The sequence below is a fragment of the Edaphobacter acidisoli genome, from assembly GCF_014642855.1.
Lineage (GTDB): Bacteria > Acidobacteriota > Terriglobia > Terriglobales > Acidobacteriaceae > Edaphobacter > Edaphobacter acidisoli.
Genome location: NZ_BMJB01000001.1, coordinates 392,797 through 407,798 on the forward strand (window position 1 = coordinate 392,797; position 15,002 = coordinate 407,798).

General features: G+C 56.2%; 14 protein-coding genes, 1 tRNA gene and 1 riboswitch. Of the genes, 10 read left to right on the forward strand and 5 right to left on the reverse strand.

The genetic code is table 11. From position 1 onward, the window contains the following. Positions 1 to 27: 27 nt before the first annotated feature. From hpf to IEX36_RS01505, 8 genes are all read left to right on the forward strand, one after another. The gene (gene hpf, locus IEX36_RS01470) at positions 28 to 660 is read left to right on the forward strand and encodes a ribosome hibernation-promoting factor, HPF/YfiA family (RefSeq protein WP_188757590.1); all 633 of its coding nucleotides are present in this window, start codon (positions 28 to 30) and stop codon (positions 658 to 660) included. Positions 661 to 713: 53 nt separating this feature from the next. After that, a complete protein-coding gene (gene rapZ, locus IEX36_RS01475; RefSeq protein ID WP_188757591.1) occupies positions 714 to 1,631 on the forward strand; it encodes an RNase adapter RapZ in 918 nt (305 codons plus the stop codon). A 70-nt stretch (positions 1,632 to 1,701) separates the two neighbouring features. Then, positions 1,702 to 3,573 carry an ABC transporter ATP-binding protein gene (locus IEX36_RS01480; protein WP_188757592.1) on the forward strand — a complete coding sequence of 624 codons (1,872 nt, stop codon included), beginning with the start codon at positions 1,702 to 1,704 and terminating at the stop codon, positions 3,571 to 3,573. Next, complete coding sequence (locus tag IEX36_RS01485) at positions 3,570 to 4,475, forward strand: YicC/YloC family endoribonuclease (RefSeq protein WP_188757593.1); 906 nt, start codon at positions 3,570 to 3,572, stop codon at positions 4,473 to 4,475. The genes IEX36_RS01480 and IEX36_RS01485 overlap by 4 nt, the downstream gene beginning before the upstream one ends. A 25-nt stretch (positions 4,476 to 4,500) precedes the next feature. After that, entirely contained in the window at positions 4,501 to 5,160 is a 660-nt protein-coding gene (gmk, locus tag IEX36_RS01490; RefSeq protein ID WP_188757594.1) for a guanylate kinase, read from the forward strand. 80 nt (positions 5,161 to 5,240) lie between these two features. Further along, positions 5,241 to 5,453 carry a DNA-directed RNA polymerase subunit omega gene (rpoZ, locus tag IEX36_RS01495; RefSeq protein WP_188757595.1) on the forward strand — a complete coding sequence of 71 codons (213 nt, stop codon included), beginning with the start codon at positions 5,241 to 5,243 and terminating at the stop codon, positions 5,451 to 5,453. A gap of 17 nt (positions 5,454 to 5,470) precedes the next feature. Further along, positions 5,471 to 6,334, forward strand: coding sequence for a uracil-DNA glycosylase (locus IEX36_RS01500; RefSeq protein WP_188757596.1), 864 nt, complete (start codon positions 5,471 to 5,473; stop codon positions 6,332 to 6,334). Positions 6,335 to 6,357: 23 nt separating this feature from the next. Next, entirely contained in the window at positions 6,358 to 7,758 is a 1,401-nt protein-coding gene (locus IEX36_RS01505; RefSeq protein WP_188757597.1) for a sensor histidine kinase, read from the forward strand. Here the strand turns inward: IEX36_RS01505 and bshA are convergent. From bshA to IEX36_RS01520, 3 genes are all read right to left on the reverse strand, one after another. Beyond that, entirely contained in the window at positions 7,716 to 8,867 is a 1,152-nt protein-coding gene (bshA, locus tag IEX36_RS01510) for an N-acetyl-alpha-D-glucosaminyl L-malate synthase BshA (RefSeq protein WP_188757598.1), read from the reverse strand. The genes IEX36_RS01505 and bshA overlap by 43 nt on opposite strands. Positions 8,868 to 8,903: 36 nt before the next feature. Continuing rightward, positions 8,904 to 9,824: a ChbG/HpnK family deacetylase gene (locus IEX36_RS01515; RefSeq protein ID WP_188757599.1), complete on the reverse strand. Its 921-nt coding sequence runs from the start codon at positions 9,822 to 9,824 to the stop codon at positions 8,904 to 8,906. Between the two features lie 30 nt (positions 9,825 to 9,854). Continuing rightward, positions 9,855 to 9,931: transfer RNA gene (locus IEX36_RS01520), tRNA-Val, on the reverse strand. A 96-nt stretch (positions 9,932 to 10,027) separates the two neighbouring features. Then, positions 10,028 to 10,105, forward strand: a riboswitch (Fluoride riboswitch). A gap of 50 nt (positions 10,106 to 10,155) precedes the next feature. Here IEX36_RS01520 and crcB point away from each other — a divergent pair. Beyond that, complete coding sequence (gene crcB / locus IEX36_RS01525) at positions 10,156 to 10,605, forward strand: fluoride efflux transporter CrcB (protein WP_229668617.1); 450 nt, start codon at positions 10,156 to 10,158, stop codon at positions 10,603 to 10,605. A gap of 2 nt (positions 10,606 to 10,607) precedes the next feature. Here crcB and IEX36_RS01530 read toward each other — a convergent pair whose 3' ends face one another. Both IEX36_RS01530 and IEX36_RS01535 read right to left on the reverse strand, forming a co-directional pair. Continuing rightward, positions 10,608 to 12,290 carry a patatin-like phospholipase family protein gene (locus IEX36_RS01530; RefSeq protein WP_188757600.1) on the reverse strand — a complete coding sequence of 561 codons (1,683 nt, stop codon included), beginning with the start codon at positions 12,288 to 12,290 and terminating at the stop codon, positions 10,608 to 10,610. A 49-nt stretch (positions 12,291 to 12,339) separates the two neighbouring features. Next, a complete protein-coding gene (locus IEX36_RS01535) occupies positions 12,340 to 13,437 on the reverse strand; it encodes a 3-deoxy-7-phosphoheptulonate synthase (RefSeq protein ID WP_308422267.1) in 1,098 nt (365 codons plus the stop codon). Between the two features lie 124 nt (positions 13,438 to 13,561). Here IEX36_RS01535 and IEX36_RS01540 point away from each other — a divergent pair, with 124 nt between their 5' ends. Next, positions 13,562 to 14,878, forward strand: a complete 1,317-nt coding sequence (locus IEX36_RS01540) for an arsenic transporter (RefSeq protein WP_229668618.1) — start codon at positions 13,562 to 13,564, stop codon at positions 14,876 to 14,878. The last annotated feature ends 124 nt before the right edge of the window (positions 14,879 to 15,002 follow it).

A 15,002-nucleotide genomic window follows, 5' to 3' on the forward strand; every position in this document is an offset into this window, starting at 1 on the left:
ATCTTCGAACATCTGTGAGGTGAGCGCATGGGCGTCGAATACACGGGGCGACAGACGGCTGTCACAAAAAAAATCAAGCAACAGGTAGAGGCAGGGCTTACGCGTATTGAGAAGATCGTCGGCGCGGCTGTCGGCGTTCAGGTGACGTTGACAGCCCAGAAACATCGGCAGATTGCCGACATCCGCATTCAGACAAGAAGCCAGAAACTGGTTGCTGCCTGTGAGGCTTCCAATATGGAGGCTGCACTCAAGGAAGCACTCGAAAAGATCGAGCGACAGGCGGTGAGGCATAAAAAGAAGACTGGAACAATAAAGCGGCATCCGAAGGGTGAGGTAAAGGTGGGGCACGGCAAGGCGGTCATCGAAGCTGTGACGCCTACGGTGTCAAAAAGCACAGGGAAGAGCTCCGCTAAGAATCCGGATAGGATCAAGACTGTGCCAATGGTCGTGCACTCGTTCCCATTTCAATCGCCGCTCCCGGAGCCTCACATTGCTCGCACGACTGAAGGAGTAGCTTTGCGCCCTATGTCTGTTGAAGAGGCAGTGAAAGAAGCGGCGTTTCGCGACCGCGATGTGTTCATCTTCCGTGACTACTCAGAGCAGTTGATGGTGCTGCATCGCAGACGTGATGGAAAGATGGAGCTGATTGAAGTCCCATAGCATCAGCCGTTTCAATACAGGTTAGACCATCGGTGGATGCTAGGATTGCTACGATGCCACGCAAGCGAGCGAAAAAACTAAGCACTAAGAGAACACGGAAGCGTACGAAGTTACTTCCTCACCGAGAGCTGGTGATTCTGACTGGTCTTTCGGGATCGGGAAAGCTATCGGCACTGAAAACGTTTGAAGACCTGGGCTATTACTCAGTAGACAATCTGCCACTGGAATTAGTGCCGCGTTTTGCGGATCTTGTGCGGCAATCCAACGAGATTGAGCGAGCTGCACTGGTGGTGGATGTACGCGAAGGGATTCGGCTCGACGAGTTTCCGCATCTGCTTAAGCGCGTGCGGCGTGTGCTGCCGACGCGCGTGCTCTTTCTTGAAGCTAGTGACGAAGCGCTGTTGCGTCGGTTCTCTGAGACAAGGCGTCCGCATCCATTGGGTCGCAACGACACTGTGGTGAAGTCGATTAAAGCGGAACGTAAGCGACTTGACCCCATCCGCAACGTTGCCGACATTGTGCTCGACACAACCAAGTTCACGGTGCATGATCTGCGTGCGCACATCAACGCGCAGTTCGAACGTAACGATAATGAAACGAACCTGACGATTTCGTCGAACAGCTTTGGCTTCAAAAACGGCGTGCCTGCTGAGGCCGATCTCGTCTTCGATGTGCGTTTTCTGCCCAACCCCCACTTCGTCCCGGAGTTTCGTAAGCTGACAGGCAGGCATCCCAGTGTCGCGAAGTATGTCCGCGACTTTCCGCAGACGACGCAGTTTCTCGACAAGACGACCGACATGCTCAAGTTTCTGCTCCCACATTACATCAAAGAGGGAAAGAGCTATCTAACCGTGGCATTCGGCTGCACAGGAGGACAGCACCGCTCGGTGTTTATCGCGGAGGAGATGCGAAAGCGCCTGACTGCTGCCGGGTACAGGGTGAAGACCTCGCACCGCGATATGCCGCGTTGACCGGACGCGGAGAGGTCTGGCCAAGTAAAATGAATGGGATGAATCCTGCACAACAGAGGGACGGGCGGGCTTGAGACGCTTCTGGCGATTGCTGCTCTACGTGCGGCCTTACGTGCTGTATTCGCTGCTGTCGGTTTTATTGATGGCCGTGGTAGGGGCGATGGCGGCGTTTCGCCTGCTGCTCATCAAGCCTATCTTCGCCAACGTACTTAGTCCGGAGACCTCGAAGAATGTCCTTGTCTTCCCAGTGCCCCAACTGGGCTGGACGCTCGATCTGAATTTCCTTGTGCCGCACTTTCTGCACAACGCCTGGGACGTTGTCGCATACGCGCTTATCGGCTCGGCGGTGCTGAAGTCCATCTGCGATTACACGGGCACATACCTGGCAAACTATGCAGGCTTCGGCATGATTACGGACCTGCGCAATGACCTCTACGACGCTGTGTTGCGCCGTTCGGTCGCGTTCTTTCAAAGGCACACGACGGGCACGCTGCTCTCGACGCTGATTAATGACATCGAACGTGTGCAGTTTGCCATGTCTTCAGTGCTGAGCGATTTTCTGCAGCAATTGTTCACGCTCATCTTCACGATCGGCGTAGTTATCGTCACGGGCGGGAAGCTTGCGTGGATACTGCTGCTGTTTGTACCTGTCATCATCTCGTCGGCGCGGCGCATTGGGCGCGGCGTCAGGCGGACTACACGCAAGGAACAGGATAAGCTCGCCGATATCCAGAATATTCTGCACGAGACCATCACCGGCAACCGTATCGTGAAGGCGTTCGGCATGGAATTGTGGGAGATGGATCGCTTCCGTAAGGCGGCGGCAAAGCTCTTCCACGCCAATCTGAAGTCGATCAGCGTGCAGGCGATAAGTTCTCCGTTGATGGACGGTCTGGCTTCGGTTGCGATTGCTTTGCTGTTGTGGGTGGGTAGGCAAGAGATTGTGCACCACGAGATGACGGCCGCCTCGTTCATCACATTTCTGGCCGCGGTGTTTACGATGTACGATCCTGTGCGGAAGTTTGCTCTCTTCTACAACAGCTTCCAGCAGGCGCTCGGCGCGAGCGAAGAGATATTTAAGTTCATGGATGCGCAGGACGATGTACAAGAGAAGCGCCGGGCTTTTGTACTGAAGGGCTTCAACCATGGCATTGAGTTCGAACACGTAGGCTTTGCATATGCGGCGGAGGATGGCGTGCAGAAGCAGGTGCTGCATGACATCAATCTCTCTGTAAAGCCGGGCGAAGTCATCGCATTCGTCGGCCCGAGCGGAGCTGGCAAGTCTTCGCTGGTGAACCTGATTCCGCGTTTCTTCGATGTCAACGAAGGACGGATCATCTTTGACGACCACGATGTACGCGACGTGACAATTGCTTCTTTGCGCCACCAGATCGGCAAGGTGACGCAAGAGACCGTGCTCTTCAACGACACAGTGCGAAACAACATCGCCTACGGTCAGCCGGATGTGCCTCTTAGCAAGGTGGAGGAGGCCGCGAAGATGGCCTTGGCACATGACTTTATCATGAACATGCCCGAGGGATATGACACGCGGATCGGCGAGAAAGGCATGCGCTTGAGTGGCGGTGAACGCCAGCGGATTGCGATTGCGCGTGCCATTTTGAAGAACGCGCCAGTGCTGATTTTGGATGAGGCGACCTCGGCGCTCGATACTGAGAGCGAGCAGTATGTTCAAGCAGCGCTTGCGAATCTAATGCAAGGTAGGACGGTGTTTGTGATTGCCCATCGCCTCTCTACTGTTCGCCGCGCGACGCGGATTGCGGTGATCGAGAGCGGGCGCATTACGGAGATGGGTACCCACGAGGAGTTGCTGGCGCAGTCTGGAACGTACCGGCGGCTCTATGACATACAGTTCAGCGATGATGCAGGCGCAACGACAAATATAGAGACGCCCGTGACGGCGAACGTGGAGGGAACGGCTTGAGTGCCTTGTATTCGATGACGGGATATGCAAGCGTGCGGGGCTCGGTACGGGAAGACCTCGGCTTTACGCTGACTATGAAGAGCGTCAACCACAGGTTTCTCGACCTGCAGATGCGGATGCCCTCGTACTGCGATGGCTTGGAGATTCAGCTACGGCGCATCTTGAAAGAGAACCTCCGCCGCGGCCATGTGGATGTCACACTGCAGATGGAGCGGCAAGCGAGTGCAGAGGTTCGTTTGAACAGCGGGTTACTGGGTGCGTATATGCAGGCGTTTCGCGAAGCTGCCGGCCTGTATGGGTTGTCGAGCCAACCTGATCTAAGTGCAATGTTGCGTATTCCAGGGGTGATGAGCGCGGAGGGGGGGCTGAGTGCGGAGGACATATCTGCGCTGGAAACGGCGGTGTTGGCACAGGTGATGCCACTAGTTGAAAAGCTGAACGAGGTTCGCGCTCACGAAGGTGCGGCTTTGACGGCAGAGATGCGCTCATCGATGCTGCGGTTGCGCGCATTTGCTGATGAGATGGCTGGTCTGCGCAATGGTGTTCGAGAGGTGCAGTTTGAGCGCCTGCGCGTGCGGTTGGCAGAGCTGACGCAGGGGATTGCGGTCAACGAAGAACGGGTGCTGGCTGAAGCAGCGGTGCTGGCAGAAAAGAGCGATATTGAGGAAGAGATTGTTCGTCTCCGAACGCATATAGATCGCTTTCTCTCTATGCTGGATGCGGGCGGAGAGCTGGGCAAGCGTCTTGATTTTCTTCTGCAGGAGCTAAATCGCGAAGCGAATACGATGCTCTCGAAAACCAGTGCTGCGACAGGAACAAATAGCCTGCGCATCACAGAGATTGGGTTAGAGATGAAAGCGGAGATCGAGAAGGTTCGCGAGCAAGTGCAGAACATCGAGTAACCCAATACAGGACACTCAAGGGCGAATGGCAGGCATACTTTTTATTATTTCGGCGCCCTCGGGCTCGGGCAAATCGACGCTGGTAGGCCAGTTGAGAACGCTGGTTGAAGGCCTGGAGTTTTCGGTCTCCTACACAACACGGGCTCCGCGCGGCTCCGAGGAAGATGGACGCGAATACCACTTCACGACCCGTGAGGAGTTCGAGAGGATGATTTCCGCGGGTGAGTTCCTGGAGTGGGCCGAAGTTTTTGGCAACTACTACGGGACTGCCGTTTCAGCACTCGACCATGCAAAGGCTGCGGGCAAGGACTTGCTACTAGACATCGACGTGCAGGGCGCTTTGCAGGTCATGAAGAAGCAGCCGGCAGCGGTTTCGATCTTCATTATGCCGCCAAGTCCGCAGGTGTTGGAGATGCGTCTGCGCCACCGTAGCGAGGCCGAACACGTAACCTCGGAGGTCGTCATCCAGCGCCGCCTCTCGCAAGCACACAATGAACTGAAGCATATTGGGGACTATCAGTATGCACTGGTGAATGATGTTCTCGAGCAGGCAGTGTCGGAGTTGCGCGCTATCGTTCTGTTCGAACGCGGCTCGCGCGATGGGGTGCAGGTCGTGGCCGAAGCGTGCAAAGCAGTTGCCGCCTCGCCAAAGTTGAAAGCGGCGCTGGAGACGTTCGGGAGATAAGGACGCGTTATCCACCACGGATTGAGGGCGACATTTTCCTCCGCGTGAGATATAAATTGGTGCAACGGGGGGTGTGACGCATGACCACGGAAGATGCTTTCATCAACAAATACAGCCTGGTGAAGGGCGCAGCACGCCGCGCTCGCCAATTGCAATCTGGCGCGACGCCCATGATTAACGCGAAATCTACAAAAGCTTGCCGCGTGGCGCAGGATGAGATCACGCAGGGACACGTAAAATTTGTTCTAACAGAGCGGGAGGCAGAAGCTATCCAGGACCTTCCTGCTGAATAGTCCAGTACCATAAAGCCATGGCAACCGAAGCAGAGCAGCACTTGCGGGCTTACGTCGAATACTTTCGCGACTTAGGCGTGCACAATTTCTATCGCCGCGGAGAGCCTGTCCTTGCTCCAGCTCGCACTGAGCCTGCCGTTTTGACGCAGTCTAATCCAGAGAGCTACGCTGAGCCTGCTCATCCTAAAGATCGTGATGAGCGCCCGATGGCCGTGGCTAAACCCGAATTTCAGGAGCCTCCGATAGTCAAACTTGTAAGTTTCAACGACCTTGCCCCCTTGCCTGGTGAGCCTGTTCCTTCTGCGGGAAAAGCTGCAGCCCTGCTTGCTGTTAGGGAAGAGATCGGTGACTGTACACGTTGCCCGTTAGCCTATCTGGGAAGGCATAAAATTGTCTTCGGCGATGGCGACCCAAATGCGCGATTGATGTTTGTTGGCGAAGGCCCAGGTGCAGACGAAGACGCGCAGGGACTCCCATTTGTGGGGAAAGCAGGGCAATTGCTGAACAATATGATTGCAGCGATGGGCCTGAAACGTGAAGAGATCTACATCGCCAACATTGTGAAATGCCGTCCGCCGAACAACCGGGTACCTGAGCCGGCCGAGGCGAATGTCTGTACGCGGTTCTTACTACGTCAGATGGACATCGTCCGTCCGGAGGTTGTTGTCGCGCTCGGTGCAACCGCAGCGTTGTACCTGCTGGGTGTAAAGCGTTCGCTGAGTGCATTGCGTGGTCACTGGCACACGTGCAGGGGAGCAAAGGTGGCTGTTACGTACCACCCGGCGTTTCTTTTGCGCGATCCACGTCAGAAGGCTGAGGCGTGGAAGGACCTGCAGATGGTCATGGGCGAGATGGGCCTGAAGGCTCCTGCGAAGCACTAAGAGTTTCGCGGTAAAGTAAGGGTGTGACGCAGACAGACCCAAAGCTGATCCTGATTACGCTGCTGGTAGAGCTGGGCGTAGCGGCAGCCGTGTCTACGTCTCTGTCACGGTCGAAGACATTCAAAGATCTGCTGTTGATGTCACACCGAAGCAGGCGTCAAACGGCCTCGCTCGTGGCCATCATCTGTGTTCCCCTGACACTTGGTGTGTGGATACGTACGATCGTGCCGAACTTTCTGGCCGCCGATCTTTCGTTTGAGACCACAATTCTGTTGGGAATCCTTGTAGGGCCTATTCCTGCGATGGTTGGTGGTGCGGTTTTGTCGCTGCCGGCTTTGCTGCATCATGAGTTTCTTGCGCTGCCTGTAAATCTGGCTGTTGCAGCAATCGCCGGAATGTTTGGCCGCTTTACCGATTCCGAAGATGTGTGGTCGTTTTCGCCGATGATTGACTTGAGCATCTATCGATGGGTGACGCGCAATCTTCGCAGGCCTCAGCTCGATCGGCAGATTCTGCTGCTGGTTCTGATCGCTGGAATGCAGTTCTCAACCAGCATGCTGGCACGGTTTCACCCAAAGCATTTTTTTGAACTGCACTCGAACGTGTGGTGGGTCGAACTGCTCATCTGTGCTTGCGCCCCTGTAGTAGTCGGGATCCCGTTGAAGATTTGGAACGCCGTGCGCGTGGAACGGAAGCTTGAAGAGCAGGGAAGGTTGTTGCTGGAGGCGAGACTTGATGCTCTGCAACGGCAGATTAATCCGCACTTCCTGTTCAATACATTGAATTCAATTACCTCGCTGGTGCGCTCGGAGCCAGAGCTGGCTCGCGAGATGATCGTCAAACTTGCCAATATTCTGCGAGTGTTGCTCAAAGAGCGTGAGGCGTTTGTCCCCTTCCGCGACGAGCTTGCATTCACCGACGATTATTTGCACATTGAGGTGGTACGCTTCGGCGAAAAGCTTAAGGTGGTGAAGGAAATAGCCGACGACACCCTAGATATTGTGGTTCCTGGCATGTTATTGCAGCCACTGATTGAAAATAGCATCAAGCACGGGCTTGAGCCGCGTATCAGCGGAGGCACAGTAACGCTACGCAGCAAGGTTACTGATGACGGCATGTTGCTGGTTGAGGTAGAAGACGACGGCGTAGGGATGGCTCCTGAGCACAACGACGCCTCGCCCATTAGCGGGATCGTGCCGCCGGGAACAGGTATTGGCGTAAAGAACGTACGCGAGCGAATGGAGGTTATGTATGGCGACAAGGCGCGTGTCGAGATTAACAGCAGGCCTGGGCGCGGAACAAAAGTAAGCCTGCTGATGCCGATCCTGGATGCCCATGCAGAAGCCTGGGGGCCAATCGGTGGCGCCGGTGAAGCCATCAGTCACTTTGTCGAAGACGCAGTGCGGGCGATGACGCGGTCGTAGTAGTCCTCGTAAATAGGAATGACGCGTGAAGAGCAGAAGTGGTCCTGGGCAGTCTTGCGCGCGGCTCTCGCCATGGCCCGAAGCCACTCTTCATCGCTCAATAAAGCGATGGACGCTGCAGACATCGCATCGATATCGCCCACCTCGAAGAGGAGCCCATTATGGCCGTCTTCAATCAACTCCGGAACTCCGCCGACGCGCGTGCCGATGGTTGGCACGCTGCAAGCCATCGCTTCGAGAGCCGCGAGGCCAAAGGACTCCATCTCGCTGGGCATGAGCATCAGGTCGGCGAGTGGCAGCAACTCGTTGACATTATCCTGCTTGCCAACGAAATGGATGCGGTCCTGAATGTTGTGCTCACGCGCGAGATACTCGGCATCGCTGCGTTCAGGACCGTCGCCAATGAGCATGAGTCGCGCAGGTACAGACCGATTGACGCGTGCGAAGACTTCAACCACATCCTGAATGCGCTTGACGGGTCTGAAGTTGGAGAGATGAACGAGCAGGCGTTCATCTGGGTTGGCAAAGCGCGGACGCATCGCACTGACCAGGTCCGGCTTGCGGACATACACGTCGCAATTCACAAAATTGCGGATAACCTCAATTTCAGACTGAACGCCGAAAGCCTCGCGTGTGCGCTCGCGAAGATAGCTGGAGATGGCGGTAACTCCATCGGACTGCTCGATGCCGAACTTCGTAATCGGCAGATAAGAGCGGTCGATGCCAACCAGGGTGATGTCGGTCCCGTGCAGGGTTGTGATGAAGGGGAGAAGATGTCCGCGGCTGGCAAGCATCTGCCGTGCCAGTAAGGCGCTAACGGAATGGGGAATCGCATAGTGAACGTGCAATAGGTCGAGCGAATAAAACTCGGCAACTTCAGCCATGCGCGTCGCGAGCGCTAGATCATAGGGGGGATGCTCAAAGAGTGGGTAATTAGAAACAGCGACTTCGTGAAAATGGATGTTGGCTTCGCGTCCAGTTAGGCGAAAGGGAGGCGAATAGGTGATGAAGTGGATATCGTGTCCGCGCGCGGCCAGCTCAATGCCAAGCTCTGTAGCGACGACTCCGCTGCCGCCGTACGTGGGGTAACAGGTGATGCCGATCTTCATAGGTTCCCTGTGTTCCGTAGATTTCTTCTCTGTCGTTTATACGACGTTCTCGCAGCGGGAATCGGTGGTGCATGCGCCCTGCGCCTCTGCGAGCTCTCCATAATGGATGAGCCGCGGCGCGTTTGGGTGCAGCAATCGAGCGGGAATCTCTGTCAGCAGAGCTTTCCGCTCGATGTCGCGATGACTGCGAAGTCGGGTCGTTACGCGATCGAGATCGGAGTCGTTATAGCCGGGATGACAGCAAAGTTCGAAGGCCTCGGTGGAATCTTTGGGCAAGGCCCGAAGAATTGCGCAGAGGGTGCTGGTGTCAAGGTCTCCGGTCGCGGAGATGCCAATGGTGCCACTAGTCGTCCGCACCTTTCCGCTATGTATCGGCGGCTGGTGATCGAATCGCGAATGAAGCGTGCGAAGCAGCCGCACCTGCACCTGGCGGAGCCGATGTCCACGGCCGAGCGAGACACTCCATGACTGCTCGAACGGGTTGCGAATGGCGAAGATGCCTGTGCGCTCGGCAGCGCGGAGCAGAGGCCGCGTTACGGCAGGGAAGAGGTGTGTGTGCTTGTGTGAATCGAGATGTGTAACGCGGATGCCTGCCCGCTGAAGCTTCTCAATCTGTGCCAGTGCTTCCCGTTCGATCTCGTCTTCGCGAACGCCCCCGCGGACAAGCGCCTGCACAAAGTCCAGTAGAGAGGGTCGAAACGACTTTCCGTCACGCCCAAGCAGCGAAGGAATGGTATGCGGAGGGGAAACCGGATGCCCATCGGTCAGGACAACATGACACCCAACGCCGAGCGCAGGATTGGCTCGCGCAATAACTACGGCATCATCGAAAACATTTCCGGTTGCCATCAGGGTAGCAGAGGTGAGCACACCGGCCTGGTGAAGTTCCTGAACAGCGCGATTGACGCCTCGGGTAAGGCCGAAGTCGTCTGCGTTGATGATGAGTCGGGGGGGCATGCAGTGCTGGGGCAACCGGCGGGGCGGACTTGGTGGGCAGTGAGGGACTCGAACCCCCGACATCCTGCTTGTAAGGCAGGCGCTCTAACCAACTGAGCTAACCGCCCGTCTCGTGCCAGTAGAACCAGTCTTTAGTGTAAGGGAGATAGCTGGCTTGTTCAAATTGCTTGACACGCCACCGCGTATGGTTGTGTAGTAAAGAGAGTTGGCGTGGTGAAGGAGTTCACCCTTAACCGCTGCTCCCAGGTTCGCCTGGCGCAGATGATGACTCCTGACAGGGAAGCCTGTCGCGGGGTCTATTCCACGGCAAAATCCCTGACAAAATCTGAGTGTGGCATTGCAGTTCACGGCGTGGTGCGCCGGCGGGATTGAAATGTTCAGGCAGCTTGAGGGAGATGGTGTTTTGCAAAAATACTTCTACATTGCAGTAGGTGGTGCTCTTGGCTCGTTGGCCCGGTATGGGCTCGGCGTATTGGTGACAGACCGCGTCGGAGCGCGATTCCCTTATGGGACGTTCATTATTAACATCACCGCCTGTTTCATCATCGGCTTCTCCCTGGCCTTTCTCGGACGGCGCACGGACTTGAGCGCAGCCTGGCGGTTCCTGATCCCCGTCGGCTTTGTCGGTGCCTACAGCACGTTTTCAACCTTCGAGTGGGAGACCTTTACAAAGCTGCAAGCTGGGTCTTTCAGCATCGCGTCACTCTATGTTGTGTCGAGCGTGCTGCTGGGGTTACTCGCTGTATGGTGCGGTGTAATGTTTGCGCGAGTCTTCGCCTAAGGTCACTCGCGAAAGAGATGGTTCAGGATGGCGTTCATCACTGGGTCGATGACCACCACATCCGCAGGATAGGACCAGAAGCCGATGAGGTCGCGCACCAGTTCATTCACGCGTTTCTTGATCCCTTCGCGAAAAACCAGTTGTTCCTCACTGGAGAGCTGGCTCAGCTGCAAGCCGTTCAATGTGCTATCGATTGGGTTGATGTGAGTCGGCGTGTAACGTATCGGCCCAAGCTCACCCGTTTCGCTTATAGACGAGCTTGTCAGAACGTTGCGCGCCACCATGCGTCCGCGATCGTAGTCGTGCACACGATACCGTTCCTCAAAGAATCCGAGGAACGCGGACAACTCTGCGCCGGCTAGCAACTCTTCTGAGACTGCCATGCCGTAGATGCGCATATAGTCGCGTTCGCCCAGGTTGGCCGCTGTTTCAAACGCCAGTACTGTATCTCGAAACGCCTCCGCGGCAAACGTCCCAAGGCCCAGTAAGTCAATCTCTTCGCGGTACTGATGTTCAATGCGCGTCCTGGCATCCGCCAGGCTTTCTGCGCTAATCCTCGCCACGCGTCGTCCTACGCCGTTCTTAGGCTGCTTGAAGAGCACCTTCAGCAGGCCGTCTGCCGTTCGCTTCAAACTGGCGCTCTTCAGCTCGCCGGTTTGCAGCTTCTCTGCAATCTCAGTGGCGCGCGCGTCCAGCAACGCGATCTGCTCGTTCATCTCGACGGCAGCGATCCAATCCTGAAATTCAGATTGCCCTAGCAGCACCTTCGCCAGGCGTCTCATCATGTGAAAATAGTCCGCATATTCTTCACGAAAGCTCGAGTCAGCACTCGAATTCCTGCCATGCGGCGAGACAAACAAATAAAAACGGCTACTGTTGTGCCAGTGCTTATCGATAGTATCGACCAGTTTTTTTGCCATTCCAAGCGGCTCGTTTTGTAACACGCCGCCATCGGTATAGGTGAAGCGAGAGGGATCATCGGTCCAGGGTTCCAGGTTGCTTCGGATGTAATCCCGGCGAAAGCGGTCCAATTCCTTGGCACGAAATGCCAGCGGATAGGATCCGCTGGCGACAGCGGCATCACGGATCTCCTCCCACACTTCCTTGTTGTCCGTCTCCTCCACGCTCAGCACGCGGGTCATCTGGTCTTCGTGCCGCGTAAAGATAAACTTTCCGCTCGGCTGCATATCGTAGCCGTAGTCCACGCCGTTCAGGTTAGTCAGTGTCAGGCCCAGCGAAATGGATCGTGCTGCGGCCATGTGGGTCACAGGCGCCGGCCACTCTCCTGTCTTATAGCGATCGGTCAGCGTCTCGGCAGCGATTCGCTCCACCATGTTCGATGAGAAGATCGAGCGGAGCGCCGATTCGCCTTCCGGTGAACCGTCGTCTTCCGCATTGAGCAGACCGACCAGGTCAATTTGCTTGACCCACACGTTGTACAGAGGATTATCGTAGGGGCCGCGAAACTCATTGGCCGCATACAGCATCTTGTTCGCGACAATGGCAGCGGTCATGCCGCCAGAGGATGCTCCCGTCAGCACATCGACTTCAATGCGTTCATCCTCAGTCGTCTCCGGCGAGACATTATGTTGATGGATAGCGTCCAGCACTTCATACAGAACGCCTGCCTCGTAGCTCCCCAGCGATACGGCCCCTGCAATCGTAATTGCTAGACGTTTCGGCATCTCCCATCGGTCCCGGGAGAATTAAAACACTTTGCCGCGCGTGAGGCCATCACCCATGTTGGGCAGGTACAGCCGCGGTAACGTCCTCGCTCCGCGCCTTCACCGCTGCGGCTAATTTTCGGAGTGCGTCCACAGTTTCGTCCCAGCCGATGCAAGCGTCCGTAATGCTTTGCCCGTAGATGAGCGGCTTGCCTGGAACCAGCTTCTGCGCGCCTGCAACAAGGTTGCTCTCGATCATCACGCCAACAATGCGTCGATCGCCTCCAGCAATCTGCTCCGCAACATTCCTGCAAACAATAGGCTGCCGTGTGTGATCTTTATTGCTGTTGGCGTGGCTGCAATCAATCATTACGTTTTCCGAAAGCCCCGCTTTGGCCAACTGCCGACAGGTCTCTTCAACCGACGCGGCGTCGTAGTTCACGGTCTGCCGCCCGCCACGCAGGATGATGTGGCAATCAGGATTGCCGCTGGTCACAAAGATTGCCGACTGGCCATGCTTCGTGTGGCCTAGAAAATTGTGGCTGTGTCCGGCCGACATGATCGCCTCAATCGCAATCTGCACATTGCCGGAAGTCCCATTTTTGAATCCCACGGGACACGACAGCCCAGACACCAGTTCGCGGTGCACCTGACTCTCCGTCGTGCGCGCGCCAATCGCCCCCCAGCTCACCAGGTTGGCAACGTACTGCGGCGAAATCATGTCGAGGAACTCCGTCCCGGCAGGCACACCCATCTCTGCGAGATCCAACAGCAGGTGCCGCGCCTTCCGCAACCCATCATTAATCCGGAACGACTCATCCAGATACGGGTCGTTGATCAGCCCCTTCCATCCGAGCGTCGTACGTGGCTTTTCGAAGTAAACGCGCATGATGATGCAGAGATCGCGCGAAAGCTCCTCCGTCACCCCCTTCAGCCGCTCAGCGTATTCTCGCGCGGCCTCCGTGTCGTGGATCGAGCACGGGCCTACAACCACGATCAAGCGGTTATCTTTGCGGGCCAGAATATCGCAAATCTCGCTGCGTGCCTTAAACACGGTCGCCGAAGCGCGCTCCGTGATGGGCAGTTCCTCCTCCAGAAAAACGGGCGGGAGAACAACTTTGGTCCATTTAATACGCAGATCGTCTGTGGGATATAGCATGGGATTCATTACTTTAGGAGATGCCAGCCTCCGATGAGGGGCAAAACAAGCAAGACCTTTCTCCTTCTAATCCTACAGCTTTTGGGGATGAAAGCCGAGCCTGTACCATCAGATAGGCCGCAGCTACAGTAGTGTGCGGCCATGGTCGAACGAGTGGACAGTCGACCAGGCCGCTCCAGTCGAAAGCGAGAGGATGCCAGCCAGCCATCTAGCCATATGGGCCGTCTTTGCCGCAAGCATCGCGCTGATGCTGCTTCGTCCCCGCAATATTCCTGAAGTCTGGTGGGTCTCAGGCGGGGCCATGTTGATGGTGGCACTGCGGCTCATCACGCCGTGGGAGGCGGCACATGCAATCGCCAAAGGAACAGACGTGTACCTGTTCCTGGCTGGCATGATGCTCCTGGCTCAACTCGCCCAATCGCAGGGTGTCTTCGACTGGCTTGCCGCCTTCGCCGTGGAGCACTCGCGTGGCTCGCGCATGCGCATGTTTGCCCTCGTCTACGCCTTTGGAACGCTGGTGACGATCTTCCTGTCGAATGATGCAACCGCAGTTGTCCTGACTCCCGCAGTTCTTGCTGCAACCAGAAAAACAAAGGCAGATCCTCTGCCCTATCTGCTCATCTGCGCGTTTGTCGCAAACGCGGCAAGCTTCGTATTGCCCATCTCAAACCCTGCGAACTTGGTGGTATTTCATTCGAACGTTCCTCCGCTGGCAAGCTGGTTTAGCATGTTTCTTGCCGCGTCGGTGGCTTCAATTGTCGTGACGTTCTTTGCCCTGCGTTGGTACTGCAACAAACCGCTGCAAGGTGAGATGCAGCACGAAACCAATCATGTACAGATATCAAGAGCAGGTTGGCTCACGCTCGGAGGACTGGCTGTTGTCGCGGGCGTGCTGCTCACAGCCTCGGCGCAAGGCAAGGATCTTGGTCTTCCAACCTGCATGACTGCCGTTGTGATTGCCATCGCCATCTCGGCGATGGAGCGTCGTAATCCCCTTGCGTTGCTTGGCAATATCTCATGGGGCATCATTCCACTGGTCGCTGGACTCTTCGTACTGGTTGAAGCTCTGGGTGCAGCAGGCGCACTCGGCCAATGCCAAGCCGCTCTGCTCGCGCTTCAGCATTGGAAGCCGCTTACGGGTGCGGTGACAACATCGTTCGCCATCGGCATCGGGGCCAATCTCATCAACAATCTCCCGCTAGGACTCATCGCCGGAGCTGGAGTAGTCCATGCACACATCACTGGCGCATTGCGAAATGCTGTTTTAATTGGAATCGATCTCGGGCCAAATCTCTCCGTCACCGGCTCGCTGGCGACGATTCTGTGGTTGATGGAGATTCGCAAGGAAGACATCCACGTCAGCGGATGGACATTCCTCAAAGCAGGTTTGATTGTGATGCCATCTGCGCTTGTAGTCGCGACGCTCGCAGCCATTTACCTGGGATGGTAGTCTTGGCGCGCAGGTTGATGATGACGCTGAAGTTTCAGGCTTTCTTAAGCCGATTTTCTTAGCCTGTTTATAGCCGGATTTTGCGAGGCATACAGGTAGCTTCCCGCCTCAGCAAGACCAAGGG